Here is a 22,861-nt window from a genome sequence, read left to right as displayed (position 1 = left end):
GTCCCTGGAGGGGTGGCCAATCACGGTTTATTCTTGCGCCAATTGGGCGATGTCGATCAATTCATCCCACATCAATTCGTGCAAGTCCGACATATATGCGGCACGCGCTGCTGGAGTTGGCGGAAGAAACAATTCCTGCAGCACATCGTCTCTTCGAAGCCAGTCCCCTGGCTCGATCGGTGCGTGTCGATCGTCTTTCCAAGCGTCATTAAGCTTAGGACTGTAGATGAGCAGATCGTGATTTACCTTCTGCTCATGTCTAGAGTTGCTAGTCGATGGACGTCGACTGGTAAAGCGGTGAGGCCAATAATCTGAGCGTGAAGCCGTGTGCGGAACGGTTTGCATGAAGCGATGCGCCCCAGCATTCACTTCAGGTACATCAAACAGCAGGGTGTACAATTGCTTGCCAAAAGAAATGCGTTCTTTGATGCTGTCGAATTTCTCCAATGTCAAGCCATACAGCGGCATAGGAGCGGCTATGTTCGGTGTGCCGACCGGAAATACGACTTGATTCATCTGTACGATTCCATGAAGCGAGAAGTCTGTTCGTCCTATGACATGCTTCACATATTCCTCGCTGCGCACAACACGGCCTTCAATAACGTGCTGCTCATTAATAATCAGTGCAGTCGTAAGCAGAGGGCTGTTCGGTTGAATCCAGAACGACTCCCAGAACGGTGACATGAAAGAGGAGACGTGGAAGATCGGCAGCAGATGAAACAAGCTTCGCCCCAATCGCCTGCTGGCGGCATACAGCAATAGCTGCGGATAGGCGTCTTGAAAGATAAGCGCGTTGCACCGCTCCAGCGTGCGATACATCCATAATCGACGCTCGCTATCCATGATGGCAGGCAGCACATTGCCTTGCAGATCGGTCATATTCCATCCGCCGTTGCGGGATACCATATGCGCAAGCATGGCCCAATGCAATTCGGGATAAGCTTGATAGATACTCGCGTAGGCATGTGTTCGGGTAATATTGCTGCGGTTCATATTGCGCACTGACCGCTCGATGTGGCGCACGATTTCACGTTCTTCTTTTACTAGGGGCTTGCCCTTGTTTGGATCAGCCTTTTTCTGAATAGGACGATTCGCATCCTGTTCCGCAATGCTTCGACGAACTCGTTCCTCTACACGCTGTGCTTGAGCGGGATTCCATTCCAGCATTCCCGATCTGGGCGATCTCCACATAGCGAGCAACGTATTCATCTGCTGGCGCGCTGTATTGTAAGCAGTCCTGGTAAGCTGCTGAATAAGCTTAAGCAGCGTGACCCAACGGGGAGAATTAGCTGAAGTCACGGAATAACCGCATCCCTTCCCATATTTGTTGAAATGTTATCCATTATGCCCGTATTTCAGCGGATTGTAACCTAAAGTTAATTTGACAGCGGAAAAGTGATGGTATATGTTGAAGTGAACAAAAGTTAGGAGGGTTCCAATATGGAAAAGATACAATCAGAAGAGCGCTTTGAAGCGATAATCCACGAGCCTGCGTTGACGATAGCAGTGTTCAAAACAACTTGGTGCCCGGATTGTCATTTCATCGATCCATTCATGCCTGACATCGAAAGCGCTAATCCAGAGGTTACCTTCATAGAGGTTGATGCGGAAGCGCTTCTGTCGGTTGCAGAGCGCAATCACATTCTCGGTATCCCGAGCTTTGTCGCCTTCAAGGGCGGTAAAGAAGTTATCCGTTTCGTTAATAAATTACGCAAGACTCGTCCGGAGATCGAGCAGTTTGTGGAACGAGCGATCGCCGTCAGCAATGCAATGAAATAATTCACCTGCTAGCAGCCGTTCCCGTCAGGGAGCGGTTTTTTTCGTCAATCTGGAACGGTTGAAGCAACACACAAAAATACTTATGTGATTGGATGATATTGGTGTTACAATTGTCACAATTTGGTTGTTCACAGAATTGCCTTTTCTAGTATAATGATGTCGACTGGAACAAGTTGGTACTTGGTGTGCAGATTCTGAATTATAGGTCAGGTGAAACGTTTGGATACAAACCTATTGCTTAAAATGAAGAGGCTTGCCTATACCGTATGCATTGGGATGTTTATCGTTGTGCTCAATGGGGCGGTAGTAACGAAAACGGGTTCTGGTAGAGGCTGTGGAACGGATTGGCCGTTATGCAACGGAAAGTTTATACCCGCCTATACGATCGAATCCTTGATTGAATATTCGCATCGCCTCGTAACCGGGGTTGTAGGTTTGCTCGTACTATTGATGTTTATCTTACTCTGGAAATATGCTCGAGACCTGCGAGACAGCAGGATATACGGGGGGTTAACGCTAATCTTCACTGTTGTTCAGGCTATGATGGGCGCACTTGCAGTTGTTTATCAACAAAATGCAGCTGTAATGGCCCTGCATTTCGGCTTCTCGCTAATTGCATTCGCCTCTTCATTCTTATTAAGTCTGTCATTGCGCAACTATTCTATAGGATTGAAGCCGCAGCCATCCAACGGCCAACAGCTTGTAAAGGATGTGTTTCGTTATGGCGTATGGTTTACATTGCTGTACACTTATATCGTCATCTACGTAGGCGCGTTTGTCCGTCATACCCAATCTGCAGGTGGTTGCAGCGGATGGCCGCTCTGCAATGGCGAGCTCATTCCCGATCTAACGGGCGGGACGCTGATCGCATTCATGCATCGTGTGGCAGCAGCGCTGCTGTTTGTTGTAGTCGCGACAATGGCCCATTTTGCCTACCATCATCATAAGAATAATCGCGAGATTCAATTATGCGGCATCTGGACGTTAGTGCTCTGCTTAGGGCAAATATTGACCGGGGCACTCGTCGTGTTCACGATCATGGATGAGAATCTGCTGCTGTTTTCGAGCTTGCTTCATACAGTGTTCATTTGCGGTATGTTTAGTGTTCTGTGCTATATGAGCGTAAGAGTATGGCAGTTGAGAGAGCAGAAGCAGCAGGAGCTGTCAGCATGATTATGCGCTTTTCATGACAGTGCGCTGCTGCTCATCGATGCTTGTCCCTAGAAACAAGACGCAAGCTGTAGCTTTAACGGCCTCTACCCATCGCACATTCCAACTAATGCTCGGTTTGAGCTCCATATGCTGCTTGTCATTATTTGATACTGTAAATGTGTTCTTTGCTTGTGCATTCATCTGAATGTTCCCCCTATTGAAAAATGATGTGTAAGCGTCTGTTCGCTTGCTTGTTGAGTTCATTGTACATCTCGAGGCTGAGGCTAGCCATTGCGCTGACTTACGTTCGCCTTACATTGTTGTCACCTGTCTGATAAGCGCTGAAAGTGTCGTTATCTATAGGTATAAGAGGATGATGACGGTTAAGAGTTGTTTATCTGAGGAATTCTAAACCATTACATGGGATATTGGCGATGTCATATCAATGGTGAATGGAGGGCTTAGCATGCTCCGAATACTGTTCGGCGAACCGCCTCGTGTGGACGATGGTGAAATCAAGCAGGCGATGGACGCCATGGATCAATATGTACAAATGGTTCGTTCTCAGATGGTAAAGCACGGGGATCCGAAGCAAGATTGGTGCAAATATGAAGTGTGGACCGTTGGTCTCAAGACGTCACTTGATGAGCTGGAGCAGAGCGTCTATGCGTCAGAACGATTCGCGGAGCGCGTGACGAAGCAGTATCAAGAAGAGATGAATGAATCCGAGTTGGACGATTATTATCGTCATGTGTATTTCTACAAGGACGGCTTCATACGAGTTTTTTCCGTGCTGGATAAACTGGGGACGCTGCTTAATGAAGCGCTGAATCTAGAGACTGATAAGGTGAAGAGCCGCTTCTCTTTCTATACCGTAGTGCGCCAGATGCGGTCGAAGGGTGTCACACCGCAATTGACGAATCGTTTGATCGAATTGAAGGAGCAGCATAGTGATGCCCTGCAGCGTCTGCGCAAACGCCGTAATACGGAGATTCACCATATGAACACAGAGATGCAGGATGATCTGTGGCAGCGGCATCGCAGCTTGAATGAGAAGATCAAGCTGGAGAACATTAAGAACAATGTAGATGATCTGCGTGAGGGCTATCTCATGGTGTGTCACGTATTAACGGCGGTGTTTGAACAGCTCCATCATTTCAAATAAACGTATACCTCGATTCGATCTGTGTTTGTTGTAAATTATTGGCTGTTGACTTGCCTGATAGACTGCTTTATACTTTGGCAATAACTTCATAAGATCGATGTGATAATCATAATCAACTTGATCTCGTTTCTGTACAAAGAACGAATCAAGACTGATCTCATCAAGAGAGGCGGAGGGACAGGCCCGATGAAGCCCGGCAACCGATCATGCAACCCAGTAAGTTTCGCTACGGCGAATAGTTGCATGATGTCTATGGTGCTAATTCCTTCAGGATGCATAACAGCATTCTGGCAGATGAGAGAAGGGTTTATATGTGCCGCCTATTTATGTTGAACGGTATAGATATGAAGCCCCTCTTGGCATCTGCTGAGAGGGGCTTTTTGGCATTATGATGGAGAGTTTCGCCAAGAATAATGATGTTCTCTTACTGATATATCACGATGATCATGATGTAAGTTATCACGAAAGTAGAAAGGAATGTGCTAGAGCATGATACACATTAAAGAGTTGTCCAAGCGCTATCCCAGTCCTCGCAAAGGGGAAGCAGGGCTGCTGGCATTAGAACATATCGACCTCCAGATTCAGGCTGGTGAAATATACGGAATTATCGGTCATTCAGGCGCAGGCAAGAGTACCTTGCTTCGCAGTATGAATCTGCTGGAGCGTCCTACATCTGGAGAAGTTATTATTGACGGCGTTGATCTGACGAAGCTGTCGAAGCAGGAATTACAACAGCAGCGCAGCAAGATCGGCATGATCTTTCAGCATTTTAATTTACTGTCATCTGCTACGGTGTTTGACAATATTGCATTTCCAATGCGTCTCTACAAGCATTCTAAGGAAAGAGTGAACGCAAGAGTCAATGAACTCATACGCTTGGTTGGTCTGGAAGAGCACCGCGACAAGTATCCGGCTCAGCTGTCCGGTGGACAGAAGCAGCGTGTCGGAATTGCTCGCGCATTAGCGAACGATCCGAAGGTGCTCCTCTGTGATGAAGCGACATCGGCACTTGACCCGCAGACGACGCAATCCATTCTGGAGCTGCTGCTGCAGATCAATCGCGATCTCGGCATCACAATCGTACTGATCACGCATGAAATGCATGTGATTCAGACGATATGCGATAAGGTCGCCGTCATCAGCGGCGGACGCATCGTCGAAGAAGGAAGTGTAGTTGAAGTGTTCCTGAAGCCGAAGCATCAGGTTACACGCGAATTTATATTAGAAGAAAGCCATCATGACGATATTCAGCCATGGGCATCGTTCAAGAAGCTGGGAGGAGATGGCTCTGTAGTCGTGAAGATCGATTACTTGGGTGATGTCACCTATGAGCCGATATTGAACCGGGTGTTGGTGGCCGCTGGTGTTCATTTCGCTATCCTGCAGGGTACGATTTCTAAAATGAAGGATGTGCCGTATGGACAGCTTGTGGTTCGTCTCGATGGCGAGCGTACTGCAGTCGAGCAAGCTATTGCAGGCTTGAAGGAAAAAGGGCTTGAAGTGGAGGTGCTTGCATAATGCTGTTCGGCATTGATTTTACAGGATTAGATTGGAGCGAGATCGGAACTGCTACTGTTGATACGTTGCAGATGATGCTATTCTCAGTGGTATTTACATTCATTCTCGGCTTGCCGCTAGGTGTACTGCTGTTCTTAACGGGTAAATCTCAGAGTCGGTACGTTCGAATGCTATATAGCGTGCTGTCATTCATCGTAAACATTCTGCGCTCGGTACCGTTCATCATCTTGATGATCTTCATCATACCGCTTACGAAGCTTCTCGTAGGAACCTCGATCGGGGTTGAGGGGACGATTCCACCGCTCGTTATTGCAGCGGCGCCGTTCTTCTCCCGCCTAGTTGAAACGTCGCTGCGTGAAGTAGATCGCGGGGTTATCGAGGCAGCACAGGCAATGGGAGCTTCAACTTGGCAAATCGTTCGCAAAGTGCTGCTGCCAGAAGCGATGCCTGGCTTGATCGCTGGCACGACGATAACAGCTGTTACACTCGTTTCGTATACAGCTATGTCAGGTATGATCGGCGGCGGCGGATTAGGTGACTTAGCGATTCGTTACGGTTACCACCGATATGAGCCGAGTGTCATGATCGTCTCGATCATACTAATGATCGTGCTCGTTCAGGTGCTGCAGTGGATTGGCGATATACTAGTGAAACACTTTTCCCGCAAGTAATAACATTAGAAGCCAGCTTATACAGCTTTAAATATAAATAAATGACCCTATAGGAACGACACCATGAAAGAAAACTATAAAAGGGGACATCGAGAGGAGATATTCAGATGAAAAAAGGTCTTGTTGTATTGGTATTAGTAAGCTTGGTGACACTGCTTGCAGCGTGCGGCAGTAAGCCTGAGGAATCAAATGGAGCTAACGGCGCTTCAACTGGCTCTGAGACAACGAAATTGGTAGTTGGCGCATCACCGATGCCGCATGCGGATATATTGAAGCTTGTCGCGCCGAAGCTGAAGGAGCAGGGCATTGAACTGGAAATTAAAGAATTTACGGATTATGTGATTCCCAATACACAGTTGTATGAGAAGCAGCTGGACGCGAACTTCTTTCAGCATAAGCCATATCTAGACGAGCAAAATGCTGAAAAAGGCATGAACCTGGTATCCGTAGGCAATGTGCATATTGAGCCGTTTGGCGGATATTCGAAGAAGATTAAGTCGCTGGACGAGCTGACAGACGGAGCAACAATCGCGATTCCGAACGATGCGACGAATGGCGGGCGCGCTCTGCTCCTGCTTGAGAAGCAAGGGGTTATCAAGCTTAAAGACGGTGCAGGCTTGAATGCCACTAAGCGTGATATCGTAGAGAACCCGAAGAACATCGAGTTTAAAGAGGTTGAAGCAGCAATGCTGCCGCGTGTATTGGACGAGGTGGAGCTTGCTCTGATCAACACGAACTATGCTCTTCAAGCTGGACTTAATCCGATGGAAGATGCACTCTTCATCGAGGATAAGGATTCCCCTTACGCCAACATTTTGGTTGCGCGTGAGGATAACAAGGACAGCGATGCGATTAAGAAGTTAGTCGCTGCACTGCAATCCGATGAAGTGAAGCAATTTATTGAAACGGAGTACAAGGGAGCAATCGTTCCTGCATTCTAAATCAAGCCTATAACCCAGTGCCTGCGGGCGCTGGGTTTTTTATGTGTCGTATTAGTAGCTTACCGTTGAAATCTTCGTTCGGTTGTTCTTAATGGTTATATATTCTATACTGAAATTAATGTTCAGGAATAGCCCGGGGGGGATGGAAACGACGTGGAGCAGAAGCGTAAGATCGCGCTAATAACAGGAAGTGTCAAGGGGCTTGGCAAGACTGCCGCATTGTCGCTTGCTGACGCGGGTTATGATATTGTCATTAATTACGTGCACAGTGAACCGGAAGCGATGACACTACGGCGTACAATTGAAGATAAGGGAGTGCGCTGTGCGGCAATCGGCGCCGACATATCGAAGCGGGAAGATGTGAAACGGCTGGTCAGCGAGACGAAGGAACAGTTGGGATCGCCGGATATCGTCATCAATAATGCAGGACCCTTTATTCGGGAACGGCGGTTGTTCAGCGATTATGAGGAAGAAGATATCTTATATTTAATGAATGGCAATTTGACCGGTGTTATGCTGCTTGATCATCTGCTGCTGCCAGATATGCGCGCGAAGGGATGGGGGCGCATTATCCATTATGGCTTCGGTCATGCTGTCGAGGCGCGTGCTTGGCCGCATCGCGCAGTATATGCGGCAGCCAAGGTAGGACTCGTTTCCTTTACGAAGACGTTGGCAGTGGAAGAGGCAACTTATGGTATAACGGTGAATATGCTCTGTCCAGGGGATATTCGCGGTCATTATAAGGAAGCGTTGATCGATGACGTAATGAACATACGTGATGAGGAGACGCCTCGGGGCAGACCTGGCACAGGTGAGGATGTCGCGCGCACGATTCGGTTTCTATGCGAGGATAAGTCCGACTTCATAACGGGGAATATTATCAACGTTTCCGGAGGGCTGGATCCGATTCGTAATAATATTAGATAAACAAAAGGAGTCTTGCCGCGAGGGCAAGACTCCTTCTTCATCATTAGAATACTTGAACGACTTCCTGTACGCCTTCGACTTCTTCAACCAAAGCGCGTTCAATGCCGGCTTTAAGCGTGATCGTGGAGCTAGGGCAGCTGCCGCAAGCGCCCATCAGACGCAATTTCACGATACCGTCCTCAACATCGACCAATTCAACGTCACCGCCGTCGCGCTGCAGGAACGGACGCAATTTATCCAACACTTCCAGCACTTCATCATACATGCTGTTTTGTGAAGTTTCACTCATTACTAGCCAACTCCTTTCATCCATGCTACTGTTATTATATTATAAAGCGAACTAAAATCAAAGGACTAAGCTCAAAGAAAGGACGATTGTCAATGAGACCTATCATTGAATTCTGCGTAGGCAACATGCATCATGGCACAGACGAGGTCTTGCGACAATTGGAGCAGAATCCAGATGTTGATGTCATCGAATACGGCTGTCTTGGCAACTGCGGTGAATGCTATATGTTCCCGTATGCGCTGGTAAACGGGGAAACTGTCGCGGCAGAGACAGCAGAGAAGCTGTTAGAAGCGATAAAGATCAAGATTAAGGAAATTGAAGAATGGGAACCTTAGGAGTAAATGATACTCGAGGGTTCCCATTTTTGGTTCAGCTATCCGATGTGATGCTTCGAGATCCACAATACGCCGCTCTTAATCACGCGCGGTACGAAGCCGACCATTGGACGCTTGCCCAGCATACCGAAGCCGCTCTTCTTCCCTAGGGAGCCAAGTACTCCCTTCAGTTTAATCTTCCCAAGCTGCGGGGTTTCGCCTTTCCACTGCGCTAATGCGACGTCAGCGATCTGTTCACCCTGAGCGCCTGCAGCCTGAGCACTTGGCGAGAAGGTCAAGCTGGCGCAATCCCCAACTACAAATACATTCGGATAATCCGGTATTTGGTGATAGCTGTTCAGCAGGATGCGCCCTTGCGGATCCTTCGGAACCATAAGCTCCTGAACTTGCGCTACGGGTTGAATCCCTGCAGTCCATACCGTGACATCGGAGCTGATAGCTTCTTCGCTGTTCTCTAACCGATTATAGATGACTCCTTGATCTAAGCGGGAAACGTTCATGCGCGAGCGAAGCTCTATGTCATGTTCCGTGAACCATTCCGATATATAAGTAGACAGCTTCTCTGGGAAAGAAGACATTAAACGTGTGCCTCGATCCAATATTCGAATATTCAGATCAGGTCGGCTCTCACGCAGTTCCGCTGCCATCTCGACTCCGCTCAAGCCGCCGCCAACAATGCTTATTTGCCCATATGGCTTTACATCGTTAATCAACTGATATGTTTTTCTCGTACTCGACAAGCTCTGAATGCTGTTGCCGAACAAGTCCGCACCCGGTATGCCGTGATAACGATCTGTGCATCCAAGCGCAATCGCCAATTGGTCATAGGAGATAGGGTCCTGCTCATGCAAATGGACTAGGTTAGCATCAAGGTCGATGCTGGTTACTTCACCATATCGGATCGTAACGCGCGGGTCTATTGGAAAGGCAACCCGAATTTCTAAGTCGGACACGGTTCCCGCCGCCAAAGCATAGTATTCTGTCTTTAATCCCTGGAACGGCATTCGGTCAATAAGTATAATCTCGATATTAGCTGGAAGTCCTTGTTCCAACAAACGATTAATAAGAGCTAGACCGCCGTATCCTCCACCACAAACTACAAAGCGCTTCATGTTTGATTATCCTCCCAAGATGCCAAATGTTAAGATGATTTTCGTCCACGCAGGACGCAGCACAGTATAGATCATCCGAATCTCCACATAGCGATTCTATGGTGTCTTGGCATGGGTGTCGCTTCTCTAGTACACCGCAGTTCTTCTGCGGTATCTACCATCTATTCGTACACTTCAATGACGTTATAGAACGTGTCTCTCTCGATCGGTGTGCGGCCTGCGCCCTTCACGAGCCAGATCAATTCGTCACGAGTCAAGCCTTCAGGCGTAAGAGCGCCGGCCGCGTGACTGATTCGTTCTTTAACGATCGTACCATGAACATCGGACGCGCCAAATGTCAGTGCCATCTGCGTTAACTGTGTGCCGATGTTGATAAAGTACGCTTTGATATGTGGAATATTATCCAACATCAGACGGCTGATTGCGATCGTCTTCAAGTCCTCATAGGCGGAATTACGGCGCTTAATGCTCGCCTTCTGGCTCTTAGGCTGCATAGACAGCGGGATAAACACTAAGAAGCCATTTGTTTCGTCTTGAAGCTCGCGAATCTTAATCATGTGACGAACACGATCTTCATGCGTTTCGATCGCGCCGTAGAGCATCGTCGTGTGCGTCTTCATACCAAGCTTATGCGCGGTATGATGCACTTCAAGGTATCGCTCAACGCCTGCTTTCTCTACACGCATCTTCTTGCGGTATTCATCGGACAGAATCTCGGCGCCGCCGCCTGTCAGAGATTCCAATCCTGCATCAATCAACTGGCGCAGCACTTCCTCAATGCTCAGACCGCTGATTCTCGTAAAGAAGTCAATTTCTGCTGCGGTGTAGGCTTTCAAGGTAACGTTAGGGTAACGCTCCTTCAAGGCGCGAAGCGAATCTACATAGTATTGGAACGGAACATGAGGGTTGTGACCGCCAACGATATGGAACTCACGTACACCTGGATGAATATGCTGATCGACGAAAGCAATCATTTCATCGCCAGACAGCGTATAGGCTCCTTCCTCACCTTCATCCTTACGGAAGTTACAGAAAGCGCAGTGTGCTTCGCACACATTTGTGAAATATAGAGACATGTTTTCAATAAAATAAACGTTTTTACCGTTTTTGCGCATATTCGCTAGGTTAGCTAGTTGACCCAAGGTCAAAATATCGTCAGATTGATACAAATATACGCCATCTTCTAATGTAAGCCGTTCGCCGCGTTCCACTTTCTCAGCGATTTCAGCCATACGCGCATCAGCGTGTCGAGTCCAGTTTGTTATCATATTAGCTCCCCCAGTTTACTTTATGCATAAAAATAACCCCGCGGCGGAATAATCCATCGGAGATTGACAGTGCTTTTCATCACATTTAGTTTCATTATAACCCTGCCTCTATGAAGGAGCAATACATGTCCAGCAGACATTGACAATCATTTAACGATGCAAGTGTTCACTTGTGCCCTAGTTCATGGAGGGGTATACTTAGAAGTACGAGGAGGGATATAACAATGATCACAATTAGCGATTTCGCGGTTGAGAAGATAAAGGAAATGCTTGAACAAGAAGGGAACCCGAACATGTTCCTGCGTATCGGTGTTAAACCAGGTGGATGCAGCGGTTTTTCATATGGAATGGGCTTCGATGATGAAGAGACTAGCGATGATGTGCATGTCGAAACAAGCGGTCTGAAAGTTGTGGTTGATAAGGAAAGTGTACCGCATCTTCAAGGGCTGGAGATCGACTACAAGGAATCGGGCATGTCCGGCGGGTTCACGATTCAGAATCCGAATGCCATCTCCACATGCGGTTGCGGATCTTCGTTCCGTACTGCTACATCTGCAGGCAAAGCGGAGAAATGCGACTAATTCAATATATCAAGCAAAGTATAAAGCCTCTCAGCGGTTGGTATCGTGAATCGATATCAGCTCGCGGTGAGGCTTTTTCTATCTTACCAATTTATATTATGATTACTCAAAATAACATGCGCCCAACACATTTCCATCCGGGTCTTTAAACGTAAAAAATTTAACCCCGCCGTCCACATTCATCTCTCCAACACTAACACCTTGCTCTGATAGATGGACATAGGCCTTGTCGATGTCAGGCGTGAAGAAATTAAACTGTTCTCCAGTCGGAATAATAAGCTGCTCTTCAGTGGACTGCATTAAAGTCAATGGAGTCTCACCGTCTGCGACAGACAATATGGCGTACTCCTGCATATTCCAACGTACCTGTAGGCCAAGAATGTTCGTGTACCATTGAACAGAACGCTCCAGATCGCTTACATATACAAACACAGTGTCGATTCGCTTGAACATTGGCGTCATATCGCTCCTCCTAAATGGTTGGATGGGTGAGCAGCTTGATTTCTCAGATTCTATCAAACTGCTTCTTGTATGATACCCAAAATATACCATTTAGTCAAAACAGTTCATCGTGTTCTCACCTGTGTCTTTGCCAAATAATCATGAAGCGCTCTTGTTCCTTTATTTATCATTAGAAATAGGACATATACCATGATCATCAGATTCGGAATGATGATTAGAAACATATTCTCAGGCTCTTCAACATTCCACCACGGCGTAGGAATAAGCAGTATGAGATGGGTAAGCTCCCATGGCAGCAGCCTGATCGCTGTTCGAATGAACGCTTGTCGAGTGTTGATTGCTCCGCCATCATGATTTATTACAACTAGCTTCAATAATCGCTTTCCGATTGTTTGTTGTTTATATCTCTCGCACAAGATAAAGTAGGTCCATACCGGCAATGACATGGAACTGAGAACCCAAAGCTCGATCTGATATCCGGCAGTCAGAATTTGAAATGGAAATCCAGAACTTATGCTGTACAGCAGCAGCTGTAATCCAATTAGAATAAATGCAAGAAGCACAAAGTCCAGCCAATAGGCTACCAATCTTCTAATCGATAATTTCATGGTATATTGGATCTCCTTTCTAATCATCGTATCTCATCATTATATGACCAGCCTATTCAATTGATGAGAAGCTCTATAAATATCAAGGGGCTCATCCCTTAGGTAGAAGATCTACTTAAGAGATGAGCCCCGTTCATCATGTTGCTTCGTTTTGTTTAATTAATTGTTATTTACGCGTTTTCCAAGAAGGATCATAAGCCATGCAATTGCTAAGCCGAGAATGGTGTGGCCAAGTCCTGCGATATGAGGCAGGAAGCTGAGATCTCCGCCATTTACCTGCAGCATACCGCGCCATGCCATAGCTACGAGTGTAATTACCAAGCCGAGGTTGTATACAATGAACCAGATGTTAAATGACTTCTCTTCATGTACTTGGAACAGCTTGCCCAAGATCAGTACGATAAGGAAGAAGATGAAGCCGAGCACAAGAATATGCGTATGAAGACCGCGGAGAATCGTGTCGCCTGTAAAGTCGCTATTTTTCGTAACTTCTCGATAGAATAAACCAGCGATAAGACCTAGAATAGCGTAGAAGAATGATGAGTAATAAAGTTTTTTCATAATGTAGTGCCCTCCTAAAGTGTAGTAGTTGATGCTTTAGATGCTGCTTTGCGTCTTGGTGATGGACGGAACAGCTTGTCGTAACCAATGAATAAGGAAGGGAGCAGTATACCCCGAATGACGAATGTATCGAGCAGGATGCCGAATACCATCATTCCGCCAAACAGCATAAGCTCCTGCAATGGCTGTGTGATTAATACACCGAAAGTTGCGGCCAAGATGATACCAGCTGATGAGATAACGCCGCCTGTCTTCGCAACACCGTGCTCAACAGCTTCTCGCCATGGATATACGCGAGCTTCTTCACGAATACGAGTGACCATCATGATACTGTAGTCGACGCCGAGTGCGACCATGAATAAGAAGGTGTAGACCGGCAGTCGATAACTGATGGCATCAAGTCCGAGTACATAATGGAAGAAGAGCCAGCCAACTCCAAGCGTTGTGCCGAAGGACAAGAGCATCGTACCTGTCATCATGATGGATGTCCAGATCGAGCGAGTCAGTACAGTTAGCATAACAAGCAATGCAGCTGTAATAATTGCGAACAGATAGATCGTATCGCGGGCATTCATTTGTTTCACATCAGCTTGCTCAGCAGTTTGACCTGCGAAGTGTAGACTGTAGTCATTCACGGACAAGCCAGCGCCTTGAATGATGCTGGTCGCGTTGTCTCGCCACTTTGTCAAAGCTGATATCGATTCGACGCTGTATGGGTCATTGGCCAGAACAAGTTCTCCTGCAAGTACAGGCTGATCTTCAGACCAAGCTAGCTTGCGGTCGGCTGGCTTGCCATTGGTTCGTTTCCAAGTGAAGCTCTCAACTTGATCCCATTTGTTAATCTGCTCTTCAAGCTTCAAGAGCTGCTTCTCGTCCTTCCCTTTCTTATCAGCTGTCGTCTCCAGCAGCACAGTAACAGGAGCCAGCTGTCCGGGAGGAAACGATTCAGCTAGCTGATCGAAGCCTTGTCGAGCGCTCATCGTATCCGGGAAGGAATGGAGCAGATTATAGGAATATTGAATCTGGAAGCTGCTTACGGTGAATACCGTTAGTATAATCAGCAGGATTGCGGACAAAGTACGCGGCCGTTTCCCGATGAAATGGCTTAGCTTCGTCCAGATTCCATGACTCTCAGCGAGGCCTTTCGTACGATCGCTCTCGGGTACGAAGCGAACTCGCGCTTTGAACGGCCAGAAGCTTACTCGGCCTGCCACCGCAAATACAGCTGGGATTAAGGTGAGCCCAGCGAGCAGCATCCAAACGATCGCGATTGAGAATACACTGGCAAACGAATGGTAAGGTTTGAACACAGCGCCGAATAACGCCAGCATCGCGAATAGTACAGTACCGCCGCTGAACATGATTGCTTCTGCAACACCGCGAACGGCGGCTTGCATCGCTTGGAACGGTGACTCGTGATGGCGAAGCTCTTCACGGAAGCGTGAAAATATGAACAAAGAGTAATCAGTTAGTACTGCGAACAGCAGGACAAGCATGATCGACATCGCCGAACGGTCAATCGTCATGAAGCCTTGCTCTCCCAGCAAGCCGATGGTGCGATCTACCGCCTGATAAACAAGTCCTGCGATCAATAACGGCAGGATAGCCAACAGCGGCGATCGATAGATAATAATAAGCATTACGAGTATGAGTACAACAGTCGCAGCCATCAACACAAAGTCCGCGTTCGCGAACAGTCGCGAAGTATCCGCTGCGATTCCAGCTGGACCAGTTACATTAAGCTCGAGTCCTGATGGTACGAGATTGACTGCTTCATCCTTGATGCTGTCTAATACTCCGCCCATTACCTTCGTATCTAGACCTTTAGTGAGGCTAAGACTGAAGATTAGCGTGGAATGGTCTTCGGACAGCATACTTTCCTGCGCTTGCGTCGGCAGAAGGTGATAAGGCACGGATGAAACGACTTGCGAAGGTCGTTTATCAGATGCCAGCCATTCGCTCCATTTTGTAATGCCTGCCAGATCCTGTTCCGTCAGTCCGCCTTCGCGATGGAACACATAAAGAGCGGCAGTGCCTTCCTCATTAGGATAGGCGGCTCGCTTCAAATCTTGCGCTTGCTCAGCTAGCGCGGGATTGAATGCCGATCCTTCTCCAGTCGTTACTGCGTATGGCTTAGAAGCAGGAGCCAGCACGCTCAGCAGGATGACAACGACTAGCCATGCGGCTATAACTGTCCATGCCCGCTTGCGTGATGCTGCCATGTTAGCGATTGAATTCAAGAATTTCATGGTAACGCTACACTCCTGACATATTGGAATATCTGAAGTGTAGTTCATTAAGATGAACACAATATGAACAAAGCATTACATAGCTTTGGAAACTATGGAAGCTTGACGGTAAATTCTGTTCCTTTGCCAACTGAGCTGTTCACGTGGATATCGCCTTCATGCAGCTCAACGATACGCTTGGCAATCGATAAGCCAAGACCGGTTCCGTTTGGGTTGCGACCTGCGCCGCTATCAGATTTGTAAAAACGGTCGAATATGAACGGAATGTCATCCTCAGGTATACCAGGTCCGTTATCCGCAATCTTGACCGTTACGCCTCCGAACTCGATTCTCTTGCATGATACATGAATTCGACCTCCGGATGCCGTGAATTTGATCGCATTGCCGATCAGATTGTTCCATACCTGATAGAGAAGGCCGGCATCGCCTTCAATGACGGACTCAGATAGCTCGATATCAAGCTCAATCTCCTTCGCGGACCACTCGGTTTCCATACGAATGAGCACCTCGCGAAGCTGTTCGTCTACCCGGAATGAATTGCGTTTCAACGTTTCAGTTCCTCGCTCCAATGCGGCTAATGTGAGCAATTGGCGGCTGAGAGCGGACAAACGGTCGCTTTCTTCTGCTATGATGTGCAAGTACTTCTTCTCCTGCTCCGGAGGAAGCGGACGATCGCGCAGCTGTTCGGCAAGGCCGTGTATCGTCGTCAATGGCGACTGAATCTCGTGCGACACATTCGCGACAAACTGCTTGCGCATCTTATCTACTTGCTTGAGCGTATGAGTCATTCGCGTAAAGCGCCGCGCCAGCTCTCCGATCTCATCACCGCGAGAGGTATCCAGACAGACTTCGTACTGCCCCTTCTCTAGATTATCGGTTGCGATCGTCAACCGCTTTAATGGTCTTACGATGTAGCGAGTCTTAATCGCAATCAACACCAAGCTGATCAAGAAGGTGGCTGTGAACAGAACCGCAAGCATGATGCGAACTTCATTTAACTGCTGTACCATATCGGGACGAACGAATAAAGCGTAGGTAGTGCCGTTCCAAACAAATGGAAACCCCTCTGACATAGATAGGCGATTCTCGAACAGCGTCGGTACGAGCCAGCTGGATGGCTGACTCGCTAGGCCTTTGTATCGTTGGCCGGACAGCACAGCTTCTACTTGCTCTGGCTGCAGATCCATAGTCTTGAAGGCGCGACCGAACATATGTCCATTGCCTGAATCATCCACCAGATAGATCTGATAGCCAAGCCCTGACACATGGGTCAGAAAGGGTTCTAGCAGCTCATCTTTCTGATCAACCATTGGAGAAAGTCCTTCAATAGAAGAGCCGACGACCTCCATCTTCTGCTCGTATTCAGCCTTGATGCCTCGATTATATACGATATTAGAAATGAATAGACCGAGAATGAAGCTGATGCATACGATGAAGACGGAAAAGAGCACAATGCGTGAGTATAGAGACTTCATCGTTATACCGCCTCCAGCTTATAACCAAGTCCACGTATCGTGACGATGCGAAAGTCATCAGTCAAAGGATGGAGCCGCTCTCGCAAACGTTTAATATGAACATCAATCGTGCGGTTGTCTCCTTCGAAATCTGTTCCCCACACCCAATCGAGCAGTTGATCTCGTGTAAAGATGCGGCCTGGAAAGCTTGCCAGCTGCACGAGCAGCTCGAATTCCTTGCGAGGCAGCAGCTGAAGTTGCCCATCTATCGTAACCGTGTAGCCAGCCCGATCGATAACCGTATGCGGAAAATGGATGTACATATCGGACACGAGCTGATAACGTCGCAACAAGGCCTTCATGCGGAACAACAGCTCTTTAGGTTCAAATGGCTTCACGAGATAATCATCTGTACCTGCCGCATAGCCAGCTTCCTTATCTTCTATTTCACCTAGTGCGGTAAGCAGTATAACCGGAATATCATAATGCTCGCGGATCTCGGCGCACAGCTGATGGCCGTTCTTGCCCGGCATCATTACGTCAACGATGGCGATATGAAACGTTTGCTCTTCTAATAAAGCAGATGCAGCTAAGCCGTCGGTGGCCTGCGTGACGTCATATTGCTCGGATTCTAGCACGAGTCGAAGCAGGGACAAGATGTTTTGATCATCATCGACAATGAGAACACGAATTTTCATATTATATAAAAAGCCTCCTTGCTGTCTATCTGAGTTACTGCTTGTTACTTAGTATGAACGATTTCTCACATTTCTCAAATGATAATTCTGGATAATTCAATAAAGGCTGCGATGTCGCATACATCTTCATTGATCAGCTATCAGCGTGTTGTCGAGAAATCAACAATAGTATATAAAAAAAGCTTCAATAAAAAAACCTCGAGTCCTCCGTTGGTACGGCAACTCAAGGCTGTGGTGCATTACAAAAATGTCTTATTCAACATAATCACGATGAGATAAAAGCAAAATGCGGAAAATAGGAAGGCCCCTGCTCCCAACAGCGGTCGGCGCTGCTTCATAAAGCGGAAGCTTAAGACTAAGATAGCTCCATTCACCAATACGAGAATCAATGCCATCGCAACGATGGCAATCCAATACAATACTTCATATACGGCTGCAATATCCATACTGCTCCCCCTTAACGACTCCCCATCTCCATGTACCCTATTAGCTTCAACGTCTAAGATACCATCCTTATGTTGGAAATGAAAGTTGTATAATGTGAAAATTTGGAGGCGTATGAAGTATATAGAGGCAATGAATAACGAAATTTAGGGCGTTTGCCTTGGACAATCATACAAGAATATGGAAGTTGAGGCGAGTATGTATAAAGTAGATTGGCGAAAGGGGATGAACGCGTGGATGGCAGACAGCTAGCCAGTAAATGGCTGAAGACAGAGGCCCTATTGTCAGATAGACGTGTTGCAAGCTACGTTCCCGCGACACGGATGTTTAACACATCGAATCTGCATCAGATGCTGAATCTATATGATTTCGTGGTCATTAAGCCGGTAGTAGGCGGCGGCGGGGCTGGTGTTATTAAAGTAGCGAAGGATGGTTCTCGGTATCAGTATACTTATATGACGAAGACACGTTCATTCGACGGCTTTGATGGTATGGTTCGATCATTGATAACGGTCAAGAAGAAGAGATCCTATCTGATCCAGCGTGGCATTCGATTAGCAACCATCGACGGTCGTCCGATTGATTACCGTGTTAAGATCGTGAAGGTGAACGGACGTTGGGCATTTCGAGCGTTGGTTGGGCGAATTGCGAGAAGAGGACTGTTCGTAACGAACCTGTGCCGCGGCGGCACGATGGTGAAAGCGAGATATGGGCTTCGCTCATCGTTGTCTGGGAGCAATATCGGAGCGAAGATGGGTGAAATGCGGCGTGTAGCTCGCATATGCACGTCCATTCTGGAAGCGAAATATCCTGGTATAGGACAACTGGGCTTTGATTATGGACTGGATGGGAGCGGCAGGATCTGGATATTTGAAGTGAATACGAGACCTCAATAGGTCATAAGTTAGCAGCGACAAATCTATCTCTCTATCGCTTAGGTATGATAGATTCCTGTTATAGTTATAGTCTCATCGATTAAAGTTACTTATTGAAGAGAGGGCTCAGCGCGCTGTGGATAAATGTATCCACATTATCCCAAGCGATAAATCAAGAAAATCGACACTTGCCAACAATATATACACATATTACCCACAATATGGTGTGGATAAGGGTTGGGTGTTCTATTTGTTTTCATCATGATAAGATGGATAAAAATAAGGAAAATAAAGTAAAGGTTGTGATTAAGATGGCGTTGCTTTCCGACGAGTTGCTGACAGAATCGTATCATCAAGCCGTTCAGCTCAATTTGGACGAAGATTTTATTGCCATGCTCCTTGTGGAAATGAAGAGACGCCGCCTTCGTTCAACCGATACGAATCAGCGACATATGGCTTGAGCATTTCGACAGGAATCTGCCATTCACGCGAAATATCAGCCTATAATCGAAGAACTGCAGCCATCAATCCAGATGATGGTGCCGCATTGTTCGCAATACAATATATGCAGGCAATGTTCTTCTTCAGAATGAACGATCTCCATAGATGTAGGATGAATGTCGGTATATAGTTCGTTCGACATGTCCTTGTTTTCTTCATATGGAGCATAAGGACCAGCATAATCATTCCGTTTACCACAGTCAATGGCGGGGTTCGAGCAGTTTGGGCATGTGAAGTCCGGATTGATCATGCCGTTGCAGAGTGGACAAACATGAAACAAGGGTACCCTCCTCCAGTACATAGATGATATGGAGTAGGGTACCCTTATTAATGTAATTTATTTTATTCTGAGCACAACTATATAGACACAAAAGCTACATCTTCATGTTGCTGCTATGTCCTGGAGACAGTCTTGCATTTGGATCAATGTAGACTTTGGCGTTGTTGATAGCCGTAGGAGCCTCACCGAACCCGACAGCGATCAGCTTTACCTTGCCTGGATAGGTGGTAACATCTCCAGCTGCGAAGATTCCTGGAATATTCGTTTCCATACGGGGATCCACCACGATCGAATTACCTTCAATATTCAAGCCCCACTCTGCAATCGGTCCAAGAGATGACACGAATCCGAAATTAACGATGAGTGCATCGATCTCGATATCACGGGTTTCCGAAGTCTTCACATCTGTAATCGTTACACGGTTAATGCGATCTTCGCCGTGCAGCTGTGTGATTTCAGTTGGTGTAATAACTTGTACCTTCGAATTCATCAACAGCTCAACGCTGTGCTCATGAGCCCGGAATTTGTCACGACGATGTATAAGCGTAACTTGCTCAGCGATCGGTTCAAGCATAAGCGCCCAGTCAACAGCAGAATCGCCGCCTCCGGTAATGAGTACCTTCTGGCCTTTGAACTGCTGCAGATCATTGATGAAATAATGTAGGTTCGCCTTCTCAAACTTCGCTGCTCCTGGAGTTTCTAGACGACGTGGTTCGAAAGCACCAACCCCAGCTGTAATGATAACGGCTCGAGAATGGTGAACTCCCTTATCTGTTGTCACTTCAAACAGACGCTCATCCAATTTCTTGACATTAAGTACTTTCTCTTCAAGATGAATTTCGGATTGGAACAATTCCATCTGACGAGACAAGTTGTTAACGAGCTCCTGAGCGGTAACTTTAGGGAATCCAGCTACGTCATATATATGCTTCTCGGGATATAACGCAGATAACTGTCCGCCAAGCTGCGGCATACTTTCGATTAACCGTACAGATGCTTGACGCATTCCGCCGTAAAAGGCAGCAAACATACCGGCTGGTCCGCCGCCAATAATCAAAATATCAACAACGTTTTGTTGTGTCTCGGTTGTAGTAGACATGCGAAGCACCTCCATATGGTGTTGTGAATAAAGTATCATAACGAGGATACTTTAGCACAATTACCATTATAAACGTTACGAGAATCAAAAGGAAATATTGGATATGATCAGAATATCCAAATATTTGCGGAAATTTCATTTGTAGTACAAATTTAGACTATACAACATAAGAAAGAGACATGATACAAAGGGGGAATTATGCAATCTCTAGATTGGAAAAAGTAGTAGGTTTCTAATATTTGGAGGAATGCATAAAAGAATTCGGATTAATCACACAGTTTGGTTATGTGTGCAAAATTTAGCTTGTATTTTACATATGAAATAGCTATGATTGCAGTTAAATATAGGTTGATTGTCAGATATTTGTCAACAACTGTCATCGAATGTTCGGATTATCGATGACGGCAGATCATATAACAGATATGGACACAGATGTGGAAGGAGTAGAATGCGACATGAGCAACATCCCGAAAATCGTCATCTTAGGTGCCGGTTACGGCGGTATTATGGCAGCACAGCGCCTACAGAAAGAGCTTAATTATAATGAAGCGGATGTAACACTGGTCAATAAGCATGAATACCACTATTTTACTACCCACTTGCACATGCCTGCAGCAGGAACGGACGCTGTAGAAAATGCACACGTTTCAATTTCTAAACTTATCGATGAATTCAAGATCGATTTCGTGAAGTCAACGGTCAAAGAAATTCGTCTCCAGGATAAGAAAGTCATTCTCGAAGATGGAACGCTATCCTTTGATTATCTGATCATTGCTGTAGGCGGTGAAACCGAAACCTTTGGTGTTCCAGGGATGGTTGAGAACTCACTTAGCATTCGCAGCATCAATTCGGTAAAAATGATTCGTGAGCATATCGAGAACCAGTTTACGCTGTACAAGCAAGATGCTCGACCGGAGTATCTCACGTTCGTGGTAGGCGGTGCAGGCTTCACAGGTATCGAGTTTGTCGGCGAATTGTCCGATCGTATTCCTGAACTGTGTCGTACGCACGGCATCGATCCATCGCTTGTAAAGATTTATAATGTAGAAGCAGCGCCGACTGCGCTTCCAGGCTTTGATCCTGAGCTGGTGGAGTATGCGATGAACGTGCTGAAGAAGAAAGGTGTTACGTTCAAGATTGGCACTGCCATCAAGGAATGCACACCAGAAGGTGTTCAGCTTCCGGAGGAGTTCGTTAAGGCTGGTACCGTTATCTGGACCGGCGGTGTTCGCGGAAGTCGTCTGATCGATCAGGCGGGCATAGAAGCGATGCGCTCGCGTGTGAAGGTAGATGAGTTCTTACGTGCTCCTGGACATGACAATGTGTACATCATCGGAGACAACTCCCTGATGATTAATCCAGAGAATGAGCGCCCGTTCCCGCCGACCGCGCAAATGGCGATGCAGCAAGGTCCTATTGCCGCAAGCAATATCGTTGCAACGATTCGCAATCAACCTTTGAAGAAATTTACCTTCCAGAATAAAGGTACAGTCGCGTCTCTTGGTAAGGGTGAAGCTATCGGGGTTGTCGGCAAGAAGAAGCTGAAAGGCTTCTGGGCCGCTCAATTGAAAAAGGTAATCGACGTGCGTTGGCTGTTCATTATTGGCGGGGTACCATTAGCTCTTCGGAAAGGCAAGATCTTGTAAGCTATGAGGCACTGCAGTGTACAGGTAAGAGGTTTGTTGACGCGAGACGAGCTTGATCGATACAACGCATTAATGGAAGTTGGATCTTATTTAGAGTCGCAGAATCGATATGATTTATCATATACGGTTCAGAAGGAAGTTGATATCCTTATTCAGCCTGCAATTGAACGCTTAAAGGATAAGGGTCGTGAACGAGATCGAATGACTGCTGAATACTTGGCTTCCTTACAAGAGGACGAGGATTAA

At 46.9% G+C, this 22,861-nt stretch carries 27 protein-coding genes and 1 riboswitch; of the genes, 13 read left to right on the top strand and 14 right to left on the bottom strand.

Going from position 1 to position 22,861, the window contains the following annotated elements; all coding sequences use genetic code 11:
- Positions 1-27: 27 nt before the first annotated feature.
- Positions 28-1,299, bottom strand: coding sequence for a DUF2515 family protein (locus ACXX53_RS12515; RefSeq protein ID WP_458568982.1), 1,272 nt, complete (start codon positions 1,297-1,299; stop codon positions 28-30).
- A 141-nt stretch (positions 1,300-1,440) separates the two neighbouring features.
- Between ACXX53_RS12515 and ACXX53_RS12510 the strand changes: the two genes are divergently transcribed.
- Positions 1,441-1,779, top strand: coding sequence for a thioredoxin family protein (locus ACXX53_RS12510; RefSeq protein ID WP_458568981.1), 339 nt, complete (start codon positions 1,441-1,443; stop codon positions 1,777-1,779).
- Between the two features lie 243 nt (positions 1,780-2,022).
- Positions 2,023-2,952 (top strand): COX15/CtaA family protein, encoded by a 930-nt coding sequence (locus ACXX53_RS12505; RefSeq protein ID WP_458569063.1) that lies wholly within the window; start codon positions 2,023-2,025, stop codon positions 2,950-2,952.
- On the opposite strand, the gene ACXX53_RS12500 is transcribed toward ACXX53_RS12505, so the two are convergent.
- Entirely contained in the window at positions 2,953-3,132 is a 180-nt protein-coding gene (locus tag ACXX53_RS12500) for a hypothetical protein (RefSeq protein ID WP_458568980.1), read from the bottom strand. It lies immediately after the preceding gene.
- A 265-nt stretch (positions 3,133-3,397) separates the two neighbouring features.
- On the opposite strand from ACXX53_RS12500, the gene ACXX53_RS12495 reads away from it, so the two are divergent.
- The 5 genes from ACXX53_RS12495 to ACXX53_RS12475 all read left to right on the top strand — a co-directional run bounded on the left by ACXX53_RS12495 (position 3,398) and on the right by ACXX53_RS12475 (position 8,153).
- Positions 3,398-4,096, top strand: a complete 699-nt coding sequence (locus ACXX53_RS12495; RefSeq protein ID WP_458568979.1) for a Cthe_2314 family HEPN domain-containing protein — start codon at positions 3,398-3,400, stop codon at positions 4,094-4,096.
- A gap of 154 nt (positions 4,097-4,250) precedes the next feature.
- Positions 4,251-4,397, top strand: a riboswitch (SAM riboswitch).
- Between the two features lie 188 nt (positions 4,398-4,585).
- Positions 4,586-5,614: a methionine ABC transporter ATP-binding protein gene (locus ACXX53_RS12490; protein WP_458568978.1), complete on the top strand. Its 1,029-nt coding sequence runs from the start codon at positions 4,586-4,588 to the stop codon at positions 5,612-5,614.
- On the top strand, positions 5,614-6,285 hold the full coding sequence (locus ACXX53_RS12485; RefSeq protein WP_458568977.1) for a methionine ABC transporter permease: 672 nt from the start codon (positions 5,614-5,616) through the stop codon (positions 6,283-6,285). Before ACXX53_RS12490 ends, ACXX53_RS12485 begins: the two co-directional genes overlap by 1 nt.
- A 107-nt stretch (positions 6,286-6,392) precedes the next feature.
- Complete coding sequence (locus ACXX53_RS12480; RefSeq protein ID WP_458568976.1) at positions 6,393-7,226, top strand: MetQ/NlpA family ABC transporter substrate-binding protein; 834 nt, start codon at positions 6,393-6,395, stop codon at positions 7,224-7,226.
- 153 nt (positions 7,227-7,379) lie between these two features.
- A complete protein-coding gene (locus tag ACXX53_RS12475; protein WP_458568975.1) occupies positions 7,380-8,153 on the top strand; it encodes an SDR family oxidoreductase in 774 nt (257 codons plus the stop codon).
- Between the two features lie 43 nt (positions 8,154-8,196).
- Here the strand turns inward: ACXX53_RS12475 and ACXX53_RS12470 are convergent, their stop codons facing one another.
- Positions 8,197-8,442, bottom strand: a complete 246-nt coding sequence (locus ACXX53_RS12470; RefSeq protein ID WP_458568974.1) for a NifU family protein — start codon at positions 8,440-8,442, stop codon at positions 8,197-8,199.
- 92 nt (positions 8,443-8,534) lie between these two features.
- On the opposite strand from ACXX53_RS12470, the gene ACXX53_RS12465 reads away from it, so the two are divergent.
- Entirely contained in the window at positions 8,535-8,777 is a 243-nt protein-coding gene (locus ACXX53_RS12465) for a YuzB family protein (protein WP_458568973.1), read from the top strand.
- Positions 8,778-8,815: 38 nt separating this feature from the next.
- On the opposite strand, the gene ACXX53_RS12460 is transcribed toward ACXX53_RS12465, so the two are convergent.
- Together ACXX53_RS12460 and mqnE are read right to left on the bottom strand one after the other, a co-directional pair.
- A complete protein-coding gene (locus ACXX53_RS12460; RefSeq protein WP_458568972.1) occupies positions 8,816-9,889 on the bottom strand; it encodes an NAD(P)/FAD-dependent oxidoreductase in 1,074 nt (357 codons plus the stop codon).
- A gap of 161 nt (positions 9,890-10,050) precedes the next feature.
- Positions 10,051-11,157, bottom strand: coding sequence for an aminofutalosine synthase MqnE (gene mqnE / locus ACXX53_RS12455; protein WP_458568971.1), 1,107 nt, complete (start codon positions 11,155-11,157; stop codon positions 10,051-10,053).
- A 224-nt stretch (positions 11,158-11,381) separates the two neighbouring features.
- Between mqnE and ACXX53_RS12450 the strand changes: the two genes are divergently transcribed.
- On the top strand, positions 11,382-11,738 hold the full coding sequence (locus tag ACXX53_RS12450) for a HesB/IscA family protein (RefSeq protein WP_458568970.1): 357 nt from the start codon (positions 11,382-11,384) through the stop codon (positions 11,736-11,738).
- Positions 11,739-11,840: 102 nt separating this feature from the next.
- Here the strand turns inward: ACXX53_RS12450 and ACXX53_RS12445 are convergent, their stop codons facing one another.
- The 7 genes from ACXX53_RS12445 to ACXX53_RS12415 form a co-directional block, all read right to left on the bottom strand.
- Positions 11,841-12,200 carry a VOC family protein gene (locus ACXX53_RS12445; protein ID WP_458568969.1) on the bottom strand — a complete coding sequence of 120 codons (360 nt, stop codon included), beginning with the start codon at positions 12,198-12,200 and terminating at the stop codon, positions 11,841-11,843.
- A 104-nt stretch (positions 12,201-12,304) separates the two neighbouring features.
- Positions 12,305-12,808, bottom strand: a complete 504-nt coding sequence (locus ACXX53_RS12440; protein ID WP_458568968.1) for an RDD family protein — start codon at positions 12,806-12,808, stop codon at positions 12,305-12,307.
- A gap of 159 nt (positions 12,809-12,967) precedes the next feature.
- Entirely contained in the window at positions 12,968-13,369 is a 402-nt protein-coding gene (locus ACXX53_RS12435) for a DUF2871 domain-containing protein (protein WP_458568967.1), read from the bottom strand.
- A gap of 14 nt (positions 13,370-13,383) precedes the next feature.
- Complete coding sequence (locus tag ACXX53_RS12430; RefSeq protein WP_458568966.1) at positions 13,384-15,618, bottom strand: MMPL family transporter; 2,235 nt, start codon at positions 15,616-15,618, stop codon at positions 13,384-13,386.
- A gap of 92 nt (positions 15,619-15,710) precedes the next feature.
- Complete coding sequence (locus ACXX53_RS12425; RefSeq protein WP_458568965.1) at positions 15,711-17,093, bottom strand: sensor histidine kinase; 1,383 nt, start codon at positions 17,091-17,093, stop codon at positions 15,711-15,713.
- A gap of 2 nt (positions 17,094-17,095) precedes the next feature.
- Positions 17,096-17,770 (bottom strand): response regulator transcription factor, encoded by a 675-nt coding sequence (locus ACXX53_RS12420; protein ID WP_458568964.1) that lies wholly within the window; start codon positions 17,768-17,770, stop codon positions 17,096-17,098.
- 239 nt (positions 17,771-18,009) lie between these two features.
- Positions 18,010-18,216, bottom strand: a complete 207-nt coding sequence (locus ACXX53_RS12415; protein WP_458568963.1) for a hypothetical protein — start codon at positions 18,214-18,216, stop codon at positions 18,010-18,012.
- Positions 18,217-18,447: 231 nt separating this feature from the next.
- Between ACXX53_RS12415 and ACXX53_RS12410 the strand changes: the two genes are divergently transcribed.
- Together ACXX53_RS12410 and sda are read left to right on the top strand one after the other, a co-directional pair.
- Complete coding sequence (locus tag ACXX53_RS12410; RefSeq protein WP_458569062.1) at positions 18,448-19,110, top strand: YheC/YheD family protein; 663 nt, start codon at positions 18,448-18,450, stop codon at positions 19,108-19,110.
- Positions 19,111-19,358: 248 nt separating this feature from the next.
- Positions 19,359-19,550: a sporulation histidine kinase inhibitor Sda gene (gene sda, locus ACXX53_RS12405; protein WP_458568962.1), complete on the top strand. Its 192-nt coding sequence runs from the start codon at positions 19,359-19,361 to the stop codon at positions 19,548-19,550.
- A gap of 35 nt (positions 19,551-19,585) precedes the next feature.
- Here sda and ACXX53_RS12400 read toward each other — a convergent pair whose 3' ends face one another.
- Together ACXX53_RS12400 and ACXX53_RS12395 are read right to left on the bottom strand one after the other, a co-directional pair.
- Positions 19,586-19,870 carry a hypothetical protein gene (locus tag ACXX53_RS12400; protein ID WP_458568961.1) on the bottom strand — a complete coding sequence of 95 codons (285 nt, stop codon included), beginning with the start codon at positions 19,868-19,870 and terminating at the stop codon, positions 19,586-19,588.
- A 94-nt stretch (positions 19,871-19,964) separates the two neighbouring features.
- The gene (locus tag ACXX53_RS12395) at positions 19,965-20,969 is read right to left on the bottom strand and encodes an NAD(P)/FAD-dependent oxidoreductase (protein ID WP_458568960.1); all 1,005 of its coding nucleotides are present in this window, start codon (positions 20,967-20,969) and stop codon (positions 19,965-19,967) included.
- A 455-nt stretch (positions 20,970-21,424) separates the two neighbouring features.
- Between ACXX53_RS12395 and ACXX53_RS12390 the strand changes: the two genes are divergently transcribed.
- Together ACXX53_RS12390 and ACXX53_RS12385 are read left to right on the top strand one after the other, a co-directional pair.
- Positions 21,425-22,615: an NAD(P)/FAD-dependent oxidoreductase gene (locus tag ACXX53_RS12390; RefSeq protein ID WP_458569061.1), complete on the top strand. Its 1,191-nt coding sequence runs from the start codon at positions 21,425-21,427 to the stop codon at positions 22,613-22,615.
- A gap of 3 nt (positions 22,616-22,618) precedes the next feature.
- Complete coding sequence (locus tag ACXX53_RS12385; RefSeq protein WP_458568959.1) at positions 22,619-22,861, top strand: hypothetical protein; 243 nt, start codon at positions 22,619-22,621, stop codon at positions 22,859-22,861.

Source organism: Paenibacillus marinisediminis (assembly GCF_054343325.1).
This window is presented reverse-complemented; position numbering and strand designations above follow the sequence as displayed.

What these genes read in the sequence shown, in the direction of transcription:
- ACXX53_RS12465 (WP_458568973.1), top strand. Translation starts at nt 8,535, where the DNA reads ATGAGACCTATCATTGAATTCTGCGTAGGCAACATGCATCATGGCACA.
- ACXX53_RS12485 (WP_458568977.1), top strand. Translation starts at nt 5,614, where the DNA reads ATGCTGTTCGGCATTGATTTTACAGGATTAGATTGGAGCGAGATCGGA.
- ACXX53_RS12435 (WP_458568967.1), bottom strand. Translation starts at nt 13,369, where the DNA reads ATGAAAAAACTTTATTACTCATCATTCTTCTACGCTATTCTAGGTCTT.
- ACXX53_RS12395 (WP_458568960.1), bottom strand. Translation starts at nt 20,969, where the DNA reads ATGTCTACTACAACCGAGACACAACAAAACGTTGTTGATATTTTGATT.
- ACXX53_RS12425 (WP_458568965.1), bottom strand. Translation starts at nt 17,093, where the DNA reads ATGAAGTCTCTATACTCACGCATTGTGCTCTTTTCCGTCTTCATCGTA.
- ACXX53_RS12500 (WP_458568980.1), bottom strand. Translation starts at nt 3,132, where the DNA reads ATGAATGCACAAGCAAAGAACACATTTACAGTATCAAATAATGACAAG.
- ACXX53_RS12490 (WP_458568978.1), top strand. Translation starts at nt 4,586, where the DNA reads ATGATACACATTAAAGAGTTGTCCAAGCGCTATCCCAGTCCTCGCAAA.
- ACXX53_RS12415 (WP_458568963.1), bottom strand. Translation starts at nt 18,216, where the DNA reads ATGGATATTGCAGCCGTATATGAAGTATTGTATTGGATTGCCATCGTT.
- mqnE (WP_458568971.1), bottom strand. Translation starts at nt 11,157, where the DNA reads ATGATAACAAACTGGACTCGACACGCTGATGCGCGTATGGCTGAAATC.
- ACXX53_RS12445 (WP_458568969.1), bottom strand. Translation starts at nt 12,200, where the DNA reads ATGACGCCAATGTTCAAGCGAATCGACACTGTGTTTGTATATGTAAGC.
- ACXX53_RS12460 (WP_458568972.1), bottom strand. Translation starts at nt 9,889, where the DNA reads ATGAAGCGCTTTGTAGTTTGTGGTGGAGGATACGGCGGTCTAGCTCTT.
- ACXX53_RS12470 (WP_458568974.1), bottom strand. Translation starts at nt 8,442, where the DNA reads ATGAGTGAAACTTCACAAAACAGCATGTATGATGAAGTGCTGGAAGTG.
- ACXX53_RS12510 (WP_458568981.1), top strand. Translation starts at nt 1,441, where the DNA reads ATGGAAAAGATACAATCAGAAGAGCGCTTTGAAGCGATAATCCACGAG.
- ACXX53_RS12390 (WP_458569061.1), top strand. Translation starts at nt 21,425, where the DNA reads ATGAGCAACATCCCGAAAATCGTCATCTTAGGTGCCGGTTACGGCGGT.
- ACXX53_RS12430 (WP_458568966.1), bottom strand. Translation starts at nt 15,618, where the DNA reads ATGAAATTCTTGAATTCAATCGCTAACATGGCAGCATCACGCAAGCGG.
- ACXX53_RS12420 (WP_458568964.1), bottom strand. Translation starts at nt 17,770, where the DNA reads ATGAAAATTCGTGTTCTCATTGTCGATGATGATCAAAACATCTTGTCC.
- ACXX53_RS12505 (WP_458569063.1), top strand. Translation starts at nt 2,023, where the DNA reads ATGAAGAGGCTTGCCTATACCGTATGCATTGGGATGTTTATCGTTGTG.
- sda (WP_458568962.1), top strand. Translation starts at nt 19,359, where the DNA reads ATGGATAAAAATAAGGAAAATAAAGTAAAGGTTGTGATTAAGATGGCG.
- ACXX53_RS12480 (WP_458568976.1), top strand. Translation starts at nt 6,393, where the DNA reads ATGAAAAAAGGTCTTGTTGTATTGGTATTAGTAAGCTTGGTGACACTG.
- ACXX53_RS12440 (WP_458568968.1), bottom strand. Translation starts at nt 12,808, where the DNA reads ATGAAATTATCGATTAGAAGATTGGTAGCCTATTGGCTGGACTTTGTG.
- ACXX53_RS12385 (WP_458568959.1), top strand. Translation starts at nt 22,619, where the DNA reads ATGAGGCACTGCAGTGTACAGGTAAGAGGTTTGTTGACGCGAGACGAG.
- ACXX53_RS12450 (WP_458568970.1), top strand. Translation starts at nt 11,382, where the DNA reads ATGATCACAATTAGCGATTTCGCGGTTGAGAAGATAAAGGAAATGCTT.
- ACXX53_RS12495 (WP_458568979.1), top strand. Translation starts at nt 3,398, where the DNA reads ATGCTCCGAATACTGTTCGGCGAACCGCCTCGTGTGGACGATGGTGAA.